17 protein-coding genes are annotated in these 16227 nt (G+C 61.5%); 16 read left to right on the plus strand and 1 reads right to left on the minus strand.

Going from position 1 to position 16227, the window contains the following annotated elements; translation table 11 throughout:
* Nucleotides 1-217: 217 nt before the first annotated feature.
* From queC to queE, 3 genes are read left to right on the plus strand one after another with little or no spacing between them, the layout of a single operon-like run.
* Nucleotides 218-928, plus strand: a complete 711-nt coding sequence (queC, locus tag QN224_RS20690; protein ID WP_283978177.1) for a 7-cyano-7-deazaguanine synthase QueC — start codon at nt 218-220, stop codon at nt 926-928.
* A complete protein-coding gene (gene queD / locus QN224_RS20695; protein WP_173513505.1) occupies nt 928-1284 on the plus strand; it encodes a 6-carboxytetrahydropterin synthase QueD in 357 nt (118 codons plus the stop codon). Before queC ends, queD begins: the two co-directional genes overlap by 1 nt.
* On the plus strand, nt 1281-2018 hold the full coding sequence (gene queE / locus QN224_RS20700) for a 7-carboxy-7-deazaguanine synthase QueE (protein ID WP_283978178.1): 738 nt from the start codon (nt 1281-1283) through the stop codon (nt 2016-2018). Before queD ends, queE begins: the two co-directional genes overlap by 4 nt.
* 121 nt (nt 2019-2139) lie before the next feature.
* On the opposite strand, the gene QN224_RS20705 is transcribed toward queE, so the two are convergent.
* Entirely contained in the window at nt 2140-3954 is a 1815-nt protein-coding gene (locus tag QN224_RS20705) for an ABC transporter ATP-binding protein/permease (RefSeq protein ID WP_283978179.1), read from the minus strand.
* A 608-nt stretch (nt 3955-4562) separates the two neighbouring features.
* On the opposite strand from QN224_RS20705, the gene QN224_RS20710 reads away from it, so the two are divergent.
* From QN224_RS20710 to QN224_RS20770, 13 genes are all read left to right on the plus strand, one after another.
* Complete coding sequence (locus QN224_RS20710; RefSeq protein ID WP_173513508.1) at nt 4563-4814, plus strand: helix-turn-helix transcriptional regulator; 252 nt, start codon at nt 4563-4565, stop codon at nt 4812-4814.
* A 304-nt stretch (nt 4815-5118) separates the two neighbouring features.
* On the plus strand, nt 5119-6444 hold the full coding sequence (locus tag QN224_RS20715; protein WP_173513509.1) for an ABC transporter substrate-binding protein: 1326 nt from the start codon (nt 5119-5121) through the stop codon (nt 6442-6444).
* Between the two features lie 191 nt (nt 6445-6635).
* Nucleotides 6636-7604 carry a carbohydrate ABC transporter permease gene (locus tag QN224_RS20720; RefSeq protein WP_269275509.1) on the plus strand — a complete coding sequence of 323 codons (969 nt, stop codon included), beginning with the start codon at nt 6636-6638 and terminating at the stop codon, nt 7602-7604.
* Nucleotides 7601-8554, plus strand: a complete 954-nt coding sequence (locus QN224_RS20725; RefSeq protein WP_283978180.1) for a carbohydrate ABC transporter permease — start codon at nt 7601-7603, stop codon at nt 8552-8554. The genes QN224_RS20720 and QN224_RS20725 overlap by 4 nt, the downstream gene beginning before the upstream one ends.
* Nucleotides 8551-8763: a hypothetical protein gene (locus tag QN224_RS20730; RefSeq protein ID WP_269275513.1), complete on the plus strand. Its 213-nt coding sequence runs from the start codon at nt 8551-8553 to the stop codon at nt 8761-8763. The genes QN224_RS20725 and QN224_RS20730 overlap by 4 nt, the downstream gene beginning before the upstream one ends.
* Before the next feature lie 3 nt (nt 8764-8766).
* Nucleotides 8767-9864 carry an ABC transporter ATP-binding protein gene (locus tag QN224_RS20735; protein WP_283978181.1) on the plus strand — a complete coding sequence of 366 codons (1098 nt, stop codon included), beginning with the start codon at nt 8767-8769 and terminating at the stop codon, nt 9862-9864.
* Complete coding sequence (locus tag QN224_RS20740; RefSeq protein WP_283978182.1) at nt 9857-10864, plus strand: ABC transporter ATP-binding protein; 1008 nt, start codon at nt 9857-9859, stop codon at nt 10862-10864. Before QN224_RS20735 ends, QN224_RS20740 begins: the two co-directional genes overlap by 8 nt.
* A 49-nt stretch (nt 10865-10913) precedes the next feature.
* Nucleotides 10914-12548, plus strand: coding sequence for a dihydroxyacetone kinase subunit DhaK (locus tag QN224_RS20745; protein WP_283978183.1), 1635 nt, complete (start codon nt 10914-10916; stop codon nt 12546-12548).
* 159 nt (nt 12549-12707) lie between these two features.
* Complete coding sequence (dhaL, locus tag QN224_RS20750; protein WP_283978184.1) at nt 12708-13331, plus strand: dihydroxyacetone kinase subunit DhaL; 624 nt, start codon at nt 12708-12710, stop codon at nt 13329-13331.
* Nucleotides 13328-13726 carry a dihydroxyacetone kinase phosphoryl donor subunit DhaM gene (dhaM, locus tag QN224_RS20755; protein ID WP_173513517.1) on the plus strand — a complete coding sequence of 133 codons (399 nt, stop codon included), beginning with the start codon at nt 13328-13330 and terminating at the stop codon, nt 13724-13726. Before dhaL ends, dhaM begins: the two co-directional genes overlap by 4 nt.
* Nucleotides 13723-14070, plus strand: a complete 348-nt coding sequence (locus QN224_RS20760; RefSeq protein ID WP_283978185.1) for an HPr family phosphocarrier protein — start codon at nt 13723-13725, stop codon at nt 14068-14070. The genes dhaM and QN224_RS20760 overlap by 4 nt, the downstream gene beginning before the upstream one ends.
* Entirely contained in the window at nt 14054-15667 is a 1614-nt protein-coding gene (locus tag QN224_RS20765; RefSeq protein ID WP_283978186.1) for a putative PEP-binding protein, read from the plus strand. The genes QN224_RS20760 and QN224_RS20765 overlap by 17 nt, the downstream gene beginning before the upstream one ends.
* Nucleotides 15668-16078: a hypothetical protein gene (locus QN224_RS20770; RefSeq protein ID WP_283978187.1), complete on the plus strand. Its 411-nt coding sequence runs from the start codon at nt 15668-15670 to the stop codon at nt 16076-16078.
* The last annotated feature ends 149 nt before the right edge of the window (nt 16079-16227 follow it).

A 16227-nucleotide genomic window follows, 5' to 3' on the forward strand; every position in this document is an offset into this window, starting at 1 on the left:
GCAGCTACACCGGACGTCATGGATACTGCCATGGTTTGTAGGTTGGGGGTGCGATCCAGCCTCCTGGACACCCAGCTCGAGGCGGCGCCAGAGGCGCTCAGGGCGGGATCGACTTCGCGTCGTCACACAGGTATTCACAAGTCGTCCCGTTTGCCCTAAAAGGCCCGCAGGTAACACTCCGGTCGCAGCCTACCCGGTCAAAACAAGGACACCTGTCATGAAAACCATTGTGATCTGCTCCGGCGGATTGGATTCTGTTTCGCTTGCGTACAAGGTGGCGGCGGAACACGAACTTGTCGGACTGCTGTCGTTCGACTACGGCCAACGGCATCGGAAGGAACTGGATTTCGCCGCCGCCTGCGCCGAACGTCTCGGCGTCACTCACCAGATCATCGACATCCGCGAGATCGGCCGCTCCTTGAGCGGTTCGGCATTGACCGACGATATCGACGTGCCGGACGGGCACTACGCCGAGGAAACAATGAAGGTGACGGTGGTGCCGAACCGCAACGCCATCATGCTCGCCATCGCCTTCGGCGTTGCTGCCGCCGGCAAGGCAGACGCGGTCGCGACTGCCGTGCATGGCGGAGACCACTTCATCTATCCCGATTGTCGGCCGGGATTCATCAGCGCCTTCCAGACCATGCAGAACCACGCGTTGGAGGGTTATGCCGAGATCAGCCTCTACGCACCGTACGTCAATGTTTCGAAGGCCGAGATCGTCGCCGACGGGGTGAGGAAGGGAACGCCATTCGCGGAGACCTGGTCCTGCTACAAGGGCGGCGTGCGCCATTGCGGCCGCTGCGGCACCTGCGTCGAACGGCGCGAGGCCTTTCATCTCGCGGGTGTCAAGGATCCGACCGAATACGACGACCCGGATTTCTGGGCAGCCGCCACCGGCGCCTTCTCCGCCGAGGAGGTGAAATGATGTTCCGCATTACCAAGGAGTTCCATTTTTCCGCCTCGCATCAACTGACGAGCCTACCGGCCGAACATCAGTGCGCTCGGTTGCACGGGCACAACTATGTCGTCGAGGTCGAGCTTTCGGCGGAAACCTTGAACGAACATGGTTTCGTCCGCGACTATCATGAGCTCGCGCCGTTGAAGCACTACATCGACGAGACCTTCGATCACCGGCATCTCAACGACGTTCTCGGCCACGACCGCGTGACCGCGGAATGCTTGGCGCAGCACTTCTACGACTGGTGCAAGGCGCGGCTTCCGGAGACGACCGCGGTGCGCGTCAGCGAGACTGCCAAGACCTGGGCGGAATACCGGCCATGACCTCCGACAGATCCGTCGAGATCCGCGTCAGCGAGATTTTCGGGCCGACGATACAGGGCGAGGGCGTGCTGATCGGCCTGCCGACGGTCTTTGTCAGGACCGGTGGGTGCGATTATCGCTGTTCCTGGTGCGACAGTCTGCACGCGGTCGACAGCCGCTACCGCGACGAATGGCGCGCGATGTCCGCCGAAGAGGTCTGGCGGGAGATTACGCGGCTCTCCGGCGGCAAATCGGTGATGGTTTCGCTCTCCGGCGGAAACCCGGCAATCCAGCCACTTGGCGAACTCATCGCTCGCGGCCATAGCGAAGGCTATCGTTTTGCGCTCGAAACGCAGGGGTCGGTTGCCCGGGACTGGTTTGCCGATCTCGACGTGCTGGTGCTGAGCCCGAAACCGCCGTCAAGCTCGATGGAAACGGACTGGCAGGCGTTCGACGCTTGTCTCCGGATGTCTGAGGGCAGGCCGCAAACGGTGCTGAAGATCGTCATCTTCGACGAGGCGGATTATGCCTATGCCAGAGGGACGGCCGAACGCTATCCGCATCTGCCCGTCTATCTCCAGCCCGGCAATCACACGCCGCCGCCTGCCGATGACGACGACGCGACCATCGACATCGATGGCGTAATGGAGCGCATGCGCTGGCTGGTCGCCAGGATCACCGAAGACCGCTGGTTCGAGGCGCGCGTCCTGCCGCAACTGCACGTGCTGCTCTGGGGCAACAAGCGCGGCGTCTAGACCATTTCACTTGTTTCGTTGAAACAGCGAAATGATCGAACCCTTTGAAACGACGCGGTTCCGGACTGAGAACCGCTACGCGCTTTCCTGGCTTTGCATGAACCCGACGGAGTGTCCTCCGTCAAGGCGCACCGCTGGCCGCCACCTCCTTCTCGTGCGCGCTGCCACCAAAGCGAATAGGCTTGAGAACCGGTCCTTCGGGATCCTTCACGAGATGAATGACGCGGGAGAAGAGGGCGCCGTTCCGCGGTGTGCGGCCTATCTTGACGACGGCAGTCTCACGGAGGTCGTCTTCGAAGATGGATAGGGCCAGCTTCATTGCCTCCCCATCCATCGTCTCGAGCGCTTCGTCGAGGATCACCCATCGCGGCCGATGGAGGATAAGCCGTGCGAAGGCGAGCGAACGTTGTTCGTCATCGCTGAGTTCGCGCTCCCAACGCGCTTCGCGATCGAGCAGCGTGGTCAGCTGATCGAGTCCGACTTTGGAAAGCGCTGCAACGAGGCTCGCGTCCGAGAAGGCACCGGCTCGCGGATAGGAAAGCGCGTCACGCAGCTTGCCGCGCGGGAAATAGGGCGAGCGCGGGATGAATGCCACCATCTCGCCGGCCGGCATCCCGACGCGCCCGCCTCCCCATGGCCAGAGCCGTGCAAGGGCCCGGAACAGCAGCGTTTTTCCCGCGCGGGGATCGCCGCTGATGATCACGCGCTGACCCGCGCCGATCTCGATATGCGGTTCGGCAAGCCTGGTGCTTCCGCTCGACGACGCGACCTCGAGATTGTCGAAGGTCAGCTTGTTTGTGTCATTCTCGACGAACTCGATCCGTTTTTCCGCATCGTGCAGGACGTCCGTCATGATCAAGGCGCGGCGAAAGGCGGCAACGCGCAGAAGCGTCGCCCGCCAGTCGGCGATGGCGCTGATATTGGCGACGAACCATTTGAGCGACGTATGAACCTGGTTGAAGGCGCCGACGGCCATCATCAGGCCGCCGAAGCTGATTTCGCCGGCGAAATAGACGGGCGCGGCGACCAGGATAGGCGCGACGACCGTGACCCACCCGTAGCCGTCCTGGACCCATGCAAGATTGATCTGGGCACGGTAGATGTTGCGCATGGCCCCGAGCACGGTCGCAAGGTCGAGCTCCAGACGCCGCCGTTCGCCGGTCTCGCCTCCGGCAAGCGATATGGCGTCGATATGTTCGCTGGCATGCATCAGCGAGAAACGCAATTCCGCCTCGCGCGCGTAGCGGTCGCCGTTCAAGGTGATCAGCGGCCGCCCGACAAGCCAACTCAGCCAAGATGCCGAGCCAGCGTAGAGAATCGCTGCCCAGACCATATAGCCCGGAATTTCGAGCGAGTAGCCGCCGATGTGGAAAACGAAGCCTGCTGAAAGCGCCCAGAGAACGCTCACGAACGACGTGAGCAGGATGGACGACTGGAGAAGCCCGAAACCGAGGTCCGTGGTGAGATCGGCAAGATGGCCGGCGTCTTCCTGCATTCTCTGGTCCGGATTGATGCCCATTGCGCCGGAGTTGGCAAGCCGGAAGGCGCGCAGCGGCCGCATCCATTCGTTGATCAGGTCGAGCGTCAGTCCCTCGCGCAGCTTCAATCGCACCATCTGATTAAGCCATTGCTGCGTGACGTTGAGCACCAGCAGGCCACCGGCGATGCCGACAAACAACAGGAGCTGATAAAAAAAAGCGTCGAGATCGCGCCGCTCGATCGCGTCAAAAAACGGCCGGTTCCAGCGGTTGAGGATGATCTGTCCGATCGCTGTCGCGATGATGATCACGAAGCTGCCGGCCGTGAGCCACAGGATTGTCTTCAGCAGCGGGGACGCCATGAAGGCGTGACGCATCATGGCGAACTGGTCTCGGAGGGTCGTGCCCTCTGCTCCCGGGGGCTTGGGTGCTACGTTCGCTCCGGCTTGGTTCGTCATCTTCATTCCTTCCCTTCAGAAGGGCAGCCCATCAAAGCCGTTCAGTTATTCCAGGCCAGGCCATTGCCCAGCTTGGGCACCGCCATCGTGTTGAAGGATCTTGCGGTCGCGCTGGCCCCGGTGAGGGAGACAATTCCGTCGGATGCCGTGTCAAACCGGCGTCGCCGGTTTCAGGAGGCAGCGGCTGTCTATTCCGCGGAGCACCGGGAAATTCGCTGCCGTCGCGATATCGCGTTTCAGCGTCGAGCAGCAGCCTATGCAATGCAAATACGCCACTGAAGATCTTGAGGTGCTGAAATGCAGCGAAACTAAAAACGATCATGCTTGCAGTTTATGGCCAACGGCGCGTGCAGGGAACAGGGTTTTGCTGGGCGGGGAGTGGATCTCTCGCCCTGTGGATAAAGCAAATCCCGTGAGCGTGCCTACGGCGAGCTACAAGCGTTCGATTTGATCGAAGCGAGGCGAAGCCGTTGAGGTACGTTTCGCCGTATGGTGGCTTGTCTATGTTACAGTGATGACATAAAACGTTACCGCCGTCGCCAAGGCGCCTGTCGCCCCCCCTCAACATCGAATTTACAAAAATTCAATGCCAAGAGAAGGAGACATTTATGTCCATTTCACTCTCCAGTTTTGACAACAAGCAAGCCGCTGCCGTCGTCGGCAACGACGTTGCCGCCCGCGTCAGGGCCGCTCGTGAGGCCGTCGGCTACAGCATCGAAGACCTTGCTGTCACCTGTGGCCTTGCCAACGTCGAAATCAGTGAAATCGAAAGTGGCTTGGATAAGAATCCAGCAAAATTAAAGCGTATCGCATCTGCATTGCAGCTGCCGTTATCGGACTTTCTGACCGTAGAAATTTGACGGACAAGCCGACCGGTCTCGCCGTGCGGGCCGGTCGGAAAGTCTCGCGTCCTCTCTGCGCAACCTATAGTCGCCCGTCTCCAAACTTCCTTTTTCCTTCACCAGGCTCAGCGGTACGCCGCCGGGGCGCCTCCCTCGCGCGACTATGGTGCGCCGCAGCGACGAATTAAGCTTGCCATGTTTAGTAGAATGTATTTCACTCAACATATTGCTCAACATGAGGGAGTGACCGTGCTGGGCATTCATCGAAGGGAGAATTTTCCGAAATCGGCTTTTCGCCGGTTCCTGCATCTGGGAGGAATACATGCGGAAGATGATGAAGGCCCTGATGGGCATGTCGTCGGCACTCGTGCTGTCGGCGGCGCTACCGGGAATGGCGAAGGCGGATGAATTGACGCTTTGCTGGGCGGCCTGGGATCCGGCAAATGCGCTGGTGGAATTGTCCAAGGACTTTACCGCCGCAACCGGCACGACGATGAAGTTCGAGTTCGTGCCGTGGCCGAACTTCGCGGACCGGGTACTTAACGAACTCAACTCCGGCGGCAAACTCTGCGACGTGCTGATCGGAGACAGCCAGTGGATCGGCGGTTCGGCCGAAAACGGCTATTACGTGAAGCTCAACGATTTCTTCGACAAGGAAGGAATCAAGATGAGCGATTTCGCAGAGGCCGCGGTCAATGCCTATTCCACCTGGCCGAAGGGTACGCCGAACTATTGGGCGCTGCCGGCGATGGGCGACGCCAATGGCTGGTTCTATCGCAAGGACTGGTTTGCCAAGCCCGAACTGCAAGCGGAGTTCAAGCAAAAACATGGCCGCGATCTCGGTCCGCCTCAGACCTGGGACGAGTTGAAGCAGGTTGCGGAATTCTTCACCGGCCGGGAGATCGACGGCCAGAAGGTCTATGGCACAGCGATCTTCACGGAGCGCGCCTCCGAGGGCATCGCCATGGGCGCGACGTCCGCGCTCTATTCCTATGGCTTCAAATACGAAAGCACCGCCGGCAAATATGACATGGAGGGCGCCGTCAATTCAGCGGATGCCGTCGCAGGTCTCGAAGCCTACAAGGCGCTTTACAAGTGCTGCCAGCCGCCGGGATACACCGACAGCTACATGACCGAGGGCCTCGACGCCTTCAAATCCGGTCAGGTCGCAATGGCCATGAACTGGTTTGCCTTCTTCCCCGGTCTCTACAAGGACGAGAAGGTCGGCGGAGACAAGATCGGCTTCTTCGTCAATCCTAAGCAGAAGGTTGCGGCATCGACTCTCGGCGGTCAGGGAATGTCCGTCGTTGCCAATACCGACAACATGGACGGCGCGCTCGCCTACATCAAATGGTTCGCTCAGCCAGACGTCCAGAAGAAGTGGTGGTCGCTCGGCGGCTATGCCGTTCACAATGCAGTGCTGAACGATCCGTCCTTCAAGGACAGCCAACCCTTTGCTGCCGACTTCCTGCTCGCCATGAACCAGGTACAGGATTTCTGGCAGGAGCCGTCATACGCCATCCTCTTGCAGGCCATGCAGAAGCGACTGCACGACTATGTGGTCGCTGATCAAGGTACGGCACAGGAGGCCCTGGATGCTTTGGTCAGTGACTGGAAGGAAATCTTCGAGGACGAAGGCAAGCTCTAGATCACGCAAAATCGCAATACGTGATTGATTTTAGTGAGTTAGAGCGGGATGCTGGCCGAAAACCGCACACACTTTCCCTCATCTCGCTTTGAGTTTGCGATGAAATGGCTCTCCCAGGAAGGTGGCCCGGACGTCGTCGTTCGGGCCGCCATGACCGGCGCCCGACCCCTTGCTTCATTCAGGTGATTTCTGTGACTGATGCCCCTTCCACCATCGCGGAGCGATCAGCCGAGGTTCTTGCCCGCTCCACACCCATAGTGATCGCAAGACGCGTTCGCGGCCTTTCGGACCGCGCCATCGCCTGGCTGTTCATAACGCCAACGATTGCACTGCTGCTCGCGATAAACATCTTTCCGCTGATCTGGGCAGTCTACCTGTCCTTTACGAATTTCCGCGCGAACCGGCCGAATGCGGAAATCACAGGCGTCGGCCTGCGCAACTATCAGCGCGTGTTGAATGATCCCGATATCTGGATCGCGATGCAGACGACGGCACATTTCGTCTTCTGGACCATTCTGCTGCAGACGGTCATCGGGTTCTCACTGGCCTATCTCATCGACCGCAAGTTCCGCGGCCATGCTTTCTGGACGACGGTGATCCTGATTCCGATGATGCTGTCGCCCGCCGTCGTCGGCAATTTCTGGCGGTTCCTGTACCAGCCGCAGATCGGGCTCTTTAATTATATCGTCTCGTACTTCTCGGGTATTCCGCCGTCATCCTTCGAGATGCTCGGCTCTGTCTCGCTGGCACCATGGGCGATCATCATCGTCGATACGTGGATGTGGACGCCCTACGTCATGCTGATCTGTCTCGCCGGTCTCAGATCGATACCGGACTATATCTACGAGGCGGCGGAGGTCGACCGCGCCTCGGCCTGGCGGCAATTCTGGTCGATCACCGTGCCGATGGCCTTGCCCTTTATCATGCTCGCGGTGCTTTTTCGCGGCATCGAGAATTTCAAGATGTTCGACATGGTCATGCTTCTGACCGGCGGCGGGCCTGGTTCGACCACCGAGGTCGCGTCGATCACGCTGAAACGGGAGGCGTTCGAAAGCTGGCTGACCGGACGCTCCTCCGCTTTCGCGATCATCCTTTTCGTCGCGGTGTTCGGCCTTGCCAACATCTATGTCAAAGCCCTGAACAAGGTGAAGCAGAGATGAGTTCCGTCAACGCAGCCCATTCCGTGGTCGAGCCGACACCGACCAGCAAGCGCATCGCCGGCGCGATCGTCATCCTCTATGCGCTGGTGACGATGGTCCCGCTCGCCTGGATCTTCCTCACGAGCATAAAGTCGCCGCCGGACTCGATCAGCTATCCGCCGAAGATCGTCTTTAGCCCGACGCTCGAGGGTTATTGCAACCTCTTCACCACGCGCACCCGGCAGACGCCGGACTATATCCAGTCGCTTCCGCCGCCGACCGGCACCTGCGACGAGATCACCCGCAGCCGCAACATGGTCATAGCGGGGCCTTCGAACTACTGGCCGCGCTTTGGCAATTCGTTGATCATCGCCTTCGGCTCGACCTTCCTTGCCGTCTTGCTCGGGACATTTGCAGCCTATGGCTTCTCGCGGTTTCGCGTGCCCCTTGCCGACGACCTCCTGTTCTTCATTCTCTCGACCCGGATGATGCCGCCGATCGCGGTCGCGATCCCGATCTACCTGATGTACCGCCAGTTCGGCCTTTCCGACACGGCGCTCGGGATGATCCTGCTCTACACCGCCGTCAACGTCTCGCTCGCCGTCTGGCTTCTCAAGGGGTTCATCGATGAAATCCCCCGCGAATACGAGGAAGCCGCAATGATCGACGGCTACACGCGCCTGCAGGCCTTCTGGAAGGTTGTCCTGCCGCAGGCCACCACCGGAATCGCGGCGACGGCGATCTTCTGCCTGATCTTTGCGTGGAACGAATATGCGTTCGCGGTGCTGCTGACCTCGGGCTCCGCCCAGACGGCGCCGTCCTTCATTCCCACCATTATCGGCGAGGGCGGGCAGGACTGGCCGGCGGTTGCCGCGGGCACGACGATCTTCCTGATGCCGATCCTTGTCTTCACCATCATCCTGCGCAAGCAGTTGCTGCGCGGCATTACTTTCGGAGCGGTCCGCAAATGACGAACCACCGGCAAACCACCAGTCCGTCCCGGCAGAAGCGACCGTTCTTCATACGGCGCGGCCCGATGGAGAATATCGCGACGGTGCTGATCTCCGCGGGGTTTCTGATGCTGTTTCAGCCATTCCTGCTGGTGCTTTACACCTATTCGCTTGCGGCCCTGCTCGCCGGCACGGTGATGTTCATCATCGTTTCGAAGTTCCCGGAGTGAACGATGGCCGAGATCAGAATTGTAAATCTTCGCAAGCAGTTCGGCGAGTTTGCTGCAGTAGAGGATTCGAGCTTCACGGTGGCGGATGGCGAATTTCTGGCGCTGCTCGGCCCTTCGGGTTGCGGGAAGACGACCACGCTCAGAATGATTGCCGGGCTCGAGCTCCCAACCAGCGGCAAGATCTTTCTTGATGGCGAGGACGTCACATTCAACCGCGCCAGTGCGCGCGACATCGCCTTCGTGTTTCAGCTCTTCGCGCTCTACCCGCACATGAACGTGCGCAGGAACATAGGCTTTCCGCTCCTTTCCCAAGGTCTGCCCAGGGCAGAAATCCGCGCCCGCGTCGAGGAGACCGCAAGGCTGTTGCGCATCGATCATATTCTCGACCGGTCGGTCTCGGGTCTCGCCGGCGGCGACCGGCAGCGCGTCGCGCTCGGAAGGGCGATCATCCGCCGGCCCAAATGCTTCCTGATGGACGAACCTCTCGGGACGCTCGACGCCGAGTTCCGCGAGGTTATGGTCCACGAGTTGCGCGAACTGCACAATCGTATTCATGCGACAACGGTCTATGTCACCCACGATCAGCACGAGGCCATGGCCATGGCCGACAAGATCGCTGTGATGAACCACGGGGTGATCGAACAGTTCGGCACTCCACAGGAGATCTACAACCGGCCGGCATCCATGTATGTCGCCGATTTCATCGGCTCGCCGCCGATGAATTTCATGCGTTTTACCTCCGGGCTGCAACGGGGCATGCGATCGGTGGTCCTGAACGGCGTCGATGTCGCCGTGCCAGAAGTGGCTGAGGACGTGTCGCCGGGCGAGTTGGCCCTCGGCGTCCGTCCGGAACATATCCGCCTCAGCGACGCCTCTCGTCTTCGCGGCGCGGTCTATGGCAGCGAGTATCTCGGCACGAACCAGATCGTCGCGGTCGAAACCGCCTCCGGCATCGTCAAGGCGCGCGTCTCGGCGGACCGCAGCTTCAGGGTCGGCGAAACCGTGGGGCTGGAATTCAATCCCGCAAAACTTGCCGTTTTCGACTGCCGATCGGGCAGGGCGATAGCGTCATCCCTCTACGCGGAGGCCCGCAATGGCTGAAGTCATCCTTCAAGGCATCGCCAAGACGTTCGGCGACGCGGCCGCTGTCGACGATCTTTCGCTTACCATCAAAGACGGCGAGTTCGTCGTGCTGCTTGGGCCGACGGGGGCGGGGAAGACGACGGCGCTCCGCCTGATTGCTGGTCTCGAGCGGCCTGACAAGGGGCGGGTGACGATTGCCGGCGCGGACGTCGGCCGGCAATCGCCGGCCGAGCGCGACGTCGCCTTCGTCTTCCAGCAATATTCGCTCTATCCGCATTTAAGCGTCTACGACAATCTCGCCTTTCCGCTGCGCTCTCCCGCCCGTCGTGTGAGTAGCGACGAGGTGGACCGCCGGGTGCGCGAGGTGGCGCGCATGGTCCGCATCGACCACAAGCTCGAAAACCGCTCGACGAGGCTATCGGGCGGCGAGATGCAGCGCGTCGCGATCGGCCGCGCACTTGTGCGCCGGCCCGCCATCTACCTGATGGACGAGCCGCTTTCGTCGCTCGACGCGAAGCTTCGCGCCGAACTGCGGCTGGAACTGAAGCGAATCCAGAAAGAGTTGAACTCCACGCTTCTCTACGTCACTCACGACCAGGTCGAGGCGATGACGATGGCGGATCGTATCGGCATTCTTTCGGAGGGCCGTCTCATTCAGGTCGGCACGCCCAGGGAGATCTACGCGGATCCCGCCAACCTGCACGTGGCAGCACGCCTTGGCCAGCCACACATCAACCTGCTGCCCGTCGATCTGCTGCCCGGGGCCTCGGCGCCGACCGGTGCGCGAACGGTCGGCGCCCGGACCGAGCACCTGGAGATCGCAACAGCCGGGGCGGCAAACGCGGAAGTGGACTGGATCGAGCATCTCGGCGATCAGAACCACCTCCACATCCGCGTCGAGGGCCACAAGATCGTGACGCTCGCCGACCCGTACCTTTCGGTCAAGCCGGGAGATCGCGTCAATCTCACACTGAAGCAGCCGCTTTATTTCGGGACCGATGGCGAGCGGCTCCGATGAACTTAAAGAACGACATGAACATTCAAGGCGAACAGGCGGGAAGAAAACAATGAAGCACTTTTTCAACCGAAGGGAAAACATCGTTACCGAAGCGCTGGATGGTCTTTTGCAGACGGCGCCCGTCGGAAGTCTCGCCCGTCTCGATACCTATCCCGACATCAAGGTCATCCTGCGCGGAGATTGGAATAAGGATCGTGTCGCGGTGTTATCGGGCGGCGGCGCCGGTCATGAACCATCCCATGCCGGATTCGTCGGCCGCGGCATGCTGACGGCTGCCGTGTCGGGCGAAATTTTCGCGTCTCCGAGCGTCGACGCCGTCTTGACGGCGATCCGAGCGGTGACGGGGTCGATGGGCTGCCTTCTGATCGTCAAGAACTATACCGGTGACCGGCTAAACTTCGGACTGGCGGCCGAGAAGGCGCGCGTCGAAGGCTTCCGCGTCGAAATGGTGATCGTCGCCGACGATATCGCGCTTCCCGATCTTGCCCAGCCGCGCGGAGTCGCCGGAACCCTCTTCGTTCACAAGATCGCGGGATATCTCTCCGAAGGAGGCGCCGATCTCGAGACGATCGCGGCCGCTGCCCGTTCGGCGGCCGACAGCATTGTTTCCCTCGGCGTTTCGCTCTCATCCTGCTCCATTCCCGGTCAGGCCCATTCCGAACGGCTGGGCGCGGATGAGGGCGAACTCGGTCTCGGCATCCACGGCGAGCCGGGTGCCGAGCGCATTGCGCTACAAGAGGCGCGGAGCATCGTCTCGACAATGTCAGAGCGGCTTTCGGCCGCGCTTCCGGGCGACGGCGACTATGCGCTGCTCATCAACAATCTCGGCTCGGTGCCGCCGATCGAAATGGGATTGATCGCCCACACCGTTCTCACCTCCTCGCTTGCCGAGCGCGTAAAATTGACGATCGGTCCGGCGCCGTTGATGACCGCACTCAACATGAACGGCTTCTCGCTGTCGCTGATCCGGCTCGACGCCGAGCGGGAAGCGGCGCTCAGATCCCCGGTCGCACTGCATGCCTGGGTCCCCGCCGTCGAGCGGCATGAGGTGGTCGTCGTGCCGGCGGTTGCCGTGCCGGGCGCCCAACTGGCGGAGGCGAGCCACGATTCTGCTGCAGACCGACTGATCGCCGCGATCTGCGACCATCTTCTTTCGCTGGAAGCGGAATTGAACAGCCTCGACGCGCGAGCCGGCGATGGCGATACAGGTTCGACCGTGGCAACGGGATCGCGCAGCGTGTTGGCCCAGATCGCGCGCCTGCCACTGACGGATATCGCTGCGACGCTCTCTTCGATCGGCAGCATCCTCAGCACGAGCATGGGTGGCTCCAGCGGCGTGCTGTTGTCGATCTTCTTCACGGCGGCCGCCAAGGAATATTCCGATACGAGAGATATGGCGAGCGCGTTGCTTGCCGGCCTCGACCGGATGACGTTCTACGGCGGAGCGGGCGTCGGCGACCGGACAATGGTGGATGCTCTGGACCCGGCATTGCGGGCGTTGAAGGCCGGCGGACTGGCAGCGGCGGCCTCCGCTGCGCGCGCCGGCGCGGACGCGACCAGGAGGATGAAGAAGGCGAGAGCGGGACGGGCATCCTACATCGGAGAGCGAGATCTGGAGGGTGTGCCCGATCCGGGGGCGATGGCGGTGGCCGCCGTGTTCGAGGTTGCCGCAGGTCTGCGCTAGCGCGAGTCCGGGAAAGTGTATACGTCCGGAATTGTGTGGTTTCAAAGCGTTAGATCAATTCGTTGTTTCAGTAAATGAGCGAAACGATCTATGCTGCGACGAGAAAGGCGGCAGCGGTTTCGATCCATGCCGCTACAGCAAGCGACGGGAAGAACCGCGATGTTCGTCGAGCCGAGAAAACAGGCGCTGATAGGTGGGCTGATCGACATCTGCCGCGCCGTGATCACGGTGAATGCCGATCATCTGTCGGAACTCGACAGGGCGATCGGCGATGGTGATCACGGCACGAACATGCGTCGCGGCTGCGAGGCGGTCTACGCCGAGCGCGACCGGATCATGGCTCTTCCCCTGCCGCAGGCGCTGGAGCAGATCGGCTTCACTCTCGTCATGAATATCGGCGGCGCGGCCGGTCCTCTCTACGGGACGCTGTTGATCGAGATCGGTCGTCAGATGGGAAAGAACGGTGAGCAGGCGGATTTTCCGCGCATTCTGGAGTACGCGGTTGATGCCGTCGCGCGACGCGGACGGGCGGCGGCCGGCGACAAGACCTTGCTCGACGTGCTTTACCCCGTTTACACCGAAGTGCTAAGGCGCTCGGATCTGGCAGGCATTGCCGAAGAGGCGGAAAGGTCGGCGAAGCTCACATTCGGCATGAAGGCGATGCGTGGCCGTGCCTCGTTTCTTGGCGACCGATCGATCGGTCACGTGGATCCCGGCGCGATGAGTTGTGCACTCTTGACGGCGGCGGTCTGCCGTTTCTTGAAGGAGCAAGGTTCGGCATGAACCCGAAGTCTGCAAATGTCGGTATCGTCATCGTATCGCACTCGCCGCTGGTCGCCCAAGGCGCGGCCGACATGGTGCGGCAGATGGTTGGCGATTGCGTGCCGCTTGCCTGGTCCGGGGGCAACGCCGAGGGCGGGCTTGGCACCAATGCGGCCGGCATACTGGCGGCAATCGAACAGGCCTGGTCGGAAGCCGGTGTCGCCGTCTTCGTTGATCTCGGCGGAGCGGAGACCAACAGCGAAATGGCGATCGAATTGCTCGGGGAGCCCCGCTCGAAACGCGTGGTGATCTGCGATGCGCCGTTGGTCGAGGGAGCCGTGATCGCCGCGGCCGAGGCTTCCGGCGGCGCCGCCCTCAGTCGTGTCATCGCGACCGCGGAGGAACTCTCGCCTTGAGGGACAACAGGCCGCGAAAGGAAACGAAGGAGGTGGTGGAGGTGCATGGCTACTGCCAGACGGAGATCGAGGTAACGCACGGCTTCGGGCTGCATGCACGTCCATCCGTTACCTTCACCCGGCTGGCGAAGTCGTTCCCGTGCACGGTCGAGATCGAGGTCAATGGCAGTGAGGTTTGGCTCAACGGCAAGAGCATCGTCAAGATCATGGGAGCGAAGATCCGGCGGGGCTCGGTCCTGAAAATCCGTGCACACGGGTTGCGCGCCGCAGAAGCCATTGTTGCGCTGAAGGCGCTGATCGAGCGCAATTTCGACGAAGAAAAGAAGCATGGCCGAACCGCTTGAAATCGCGGGAATTTCTGCCTCTCCGGGTGTCGCTGTCGGGCCGGCTCATCTCTGCGCCCAGATGGCGCCAGTCGCCGTCGAGCCCCCCAGCACGTCCGCAGTAGAGCGTCAGGACCTGCAGGGGGCCATAGCGGCGGCCATTGCGGAACTGACAGCTCTCGCCGAACGCTCGGACGAGGAAAGCGCCGGCATTCTCGATTTTCAGATAGAAATGCTGCTTGATCCGGCATTGATGGAAATGGCGGAGGAGCGGCTGGCCGCCGGAGACGGCGCAGCGCTTGCCTGGGTCGGAGCGCTGGACCTCTATATCGCCGGGATCGCCGAGGCGCCCGACGAGCAGGTGCGGGCACGCGCAGTCGACGTCATCGATATTCGCAATCGGGTTCTGGGTGCGCTCACGGGCAGACCGATCGGGGATTTTCCTCCGGGATCCGTTTTTGTCGGAAAGGACCTGGAGCCCAGTCTTTTTCTTGCCCACGACTGGACGGGCGGCGGCGGCGTCGTGCTTTTCGACGGCAGCGTGTCCAGTCATGTTGCCATGCTGGCCCGGACACGTTCGATACCGATGGTGGTGGCAACGGGGCCGTTCGAGATCGATGGAGGCGAACGGGTGCTCGTGGATGCCACCGCCGCGACCGTAATTGTCGCCCCCGACGACACGCACATTCGCAAGACGGAAGCGAGGGCGGGGTCCACAGGAGCAGCCGTAAAGCTCGATGCCGGCGGATTGGCACGAACCATGGATGGCGCCGAGATCCGCCTGTCGGCGATCATCAACGACCCGGCGGAGCTCGCCGTCGTCGATGCATCGTCGTTCGCGGGCATCGGGCTGATGCGCACGGAGTTTCTGGTGGGTTCGCCGGCAGATGCCCTCAACGAGGAAAGGCATTACGCCATCTACCGTGAGGCGTTGCGCTGGGCCGGCGCTGCACCGGTGACGATCCGCATGCTGGACCTTGGCGGTGACAAGACATTGCCTGGAATCGGCGGCAAAAGCAGCGATCCTTTCATGGGCCTCAGGGGTGTTCGGCTGCTGCTGGCGCGGCCGGAACTCGCTCGCGTGCAGGCGCGCGCATTGCTGCGCGCCGCCGCTCACGGCAATCTCGAGGTCCTGTTGCCGATGATCACGGTTCCGGACGAAATCGATGCCCTGCGTGTGATCTTCAAAGAAGAAGCGGCCGATCTCTTGCGTCGAGGGATGCAAACACGCATGCCGGAGATCGGCATGATGGTGGAGGTTCCGGCGGCAGCCTTGACGCTCGATGGCTTTTCGAACGCGGCCTTCTTTTCCTTCGGAACCAACGATCTGGCGCAGTACGTAATGGCGGCGGCAAGGGGGAGTTCGGCAGTTGCCGGGCTTTATGATGCGGCTGCCCCGGTGGTCTGCCGCCTGATTGCGCAAGGTGTGGAACGCGCCAAGGCTATGAAAAAGCCGATCGGCATCTGCGGCGAAATGGCTTCCGACCCGCGCCACCTGCCGGCTCTGCTGGCCGCGGGGCTTCGCCACTTTTCCGTGGCGCCGAACTGTATCGCCGACATAAGGTCGGCAATCGCCGGCTTGCGGTCGGACGGCCTGCCGGCGGCGGAGAGAAACTGAATGTCTCGTGAGACGGTCGAAGACGCCATGACGGCTTATAAGACGATCCTGGCGCAGATCATCGACAACCGCCCGTCGGGAACCCGTCAGCGGTTGGCCGCAGCTCTCGGCAAGCATCGAAGCTTCGTGACGCAAATAACGAGCCCCGCCTATTCGACGCCGCTGCCCGCACGGCACCTCGCGACCATCTTTCGGGTTTGCCACTTCAGTCCCGGCGAGCAGGAACGTTTCCTTGAGGCCTATCAATCCGCCCATCCCGGCAAGTTGCCGGATTTCGGAAGCACCGAGAAGCTACGCCAGCTTTCGCTGATTGTTCCCGACTTCGGAGATGAAGCCAAAAACCGCCTGTTCGACGCGGCGATCGAGGAACTCGTCCGCAATATGGCAAAGCTGGTCGGAACGGTGGATTAGCGACGTGCGATATGGTTGAGTGTGTCGCTGCCGGGAGCGGTTCCACGAGGCGCCTCGCATGGAAGTACGCGGGCACGCTTCCCTCGGCTGGAACAAGCCGAAAGGGAATGATGCCAAAATTTCAGAGTGTTGCGGTGGCCGCGTCTGAG

Origin of the sequence: Sinorhizobium sp. 7-81 (genome assembly GCF_030124405.1) — a bacterium.
Classification (GTDB): domain Bacteria; phylum Pseudomonadota; class Alphaproteobacteria; order Rhizobiales; family Rhizobiaceae; genus Sinorhizobium; species Sinorhizobium psoraleae.

Excerpts from the sequence above, each read along its gene's own strand:
- QN224_RS20705 (WP_283978179.1), bottom strand. The coding sequence starts at position 3,954 with ATGACGAACCAAGCCGGAGCGAACGTAGCACCCAAGCCCCCGGGAGCA.
- QN224_RS20770 (WP_283978187.1), top strand. The coding sequence starts at position 15,668 with ATGTCTCGTGAGACGGTCGAAGACGCCATGACGGCTTATAAGACGATC.
- QN224_RS20745 (WP_283978183.1), top strand. The coding sequence starts at position 10,914 with ATGAAGCACTTTTTCAACCGAAGGGAAAACATCGTTACCGAAGCGCTG.
- dhaM (WP_173513517.1), top strand. The coding sequence starts at position 13,328 with ATGAACCCGAAGTCTGCAAATGTCGGTATCGTCATCGTATCGCACTCG.
- QN224_RS20715 (WP_173513509.1), top strand. The coding sequence starts at position 5,119 with ATGCGGAAGATGATGAAGGCCCTGATGGGCATGTCGTCGGCACTCGTG.
- QN224_RS20735 (WP_283978181.1), top strand. The coding sequence starts at position 8,767 with ATGGCCGAGATCAGAATTGTAAATCTTCGCAAGCAGTTCGGCGAGTTT.
- dhaL (WP_283978184.1), top strand. The coding sequence starts at position 12,708 with ATGTTCGTCGAGCCGAGAAAACAGGCGCTGATAGGTGGGCTGATCGAC.
- QN224_RS20740 (WP_283978182.1), top strand. The coding sequence starts at position 9,857 with ATGGCTGAAGTCATCCTTCAAGGCATCGCCAAGACGTTCGGCGACGCG.
- queD (WP_173513505.1), top strand. The coding sequence starts at position 928 with ATGTTCCGCATTACCAAGGAGTTCCATTTTTCCGCCTCGCATCAACTG.
- QN224_RS20730 (WP_269275513.1), top strand. The coding sequence starts at position 8,551 with ATGACGAACCACCGGCAAACCACCAGTCCGTCCCGGCAGAAGCGACCG.
- QN224_RS20725 (WP_283978180.1), top strand. The coding sequence starts at position 7,601 with ATGAGTTCCGTCAACGCAGCCCATTCCGTGGTCGAGCCGACACCGACC.
- queE (WP_283978178.1), top strand. The coding sequence starts at position 1,281 with ATGACCTCCGACAGATCCGTCGAGATCCGCGTCAGCGAGATTTTCGGG.
- QN224_RS20710 (WP_173513508.1), top strand. The coding sequence starts at position 4,563 with ATGTCCATTTCACTCTCCAGTTTTGACAACAAGCAAGCCGCTGCCGTC.
- queC (WP_283978177.1), top strand. The coding sequence starts at position 218 with ATGAAAACCATTGTGATCTGCTCCGGCGGATTGGATTCTGTTTCGCTT.
- QN224_RS20765 (WP_283978186.1), top strand. The coding sequence starts at position 14,054 with ATGGCCGAACCGCTTGAAATCGCGGGAATTTCTGCCTCTCCGGGTGTC.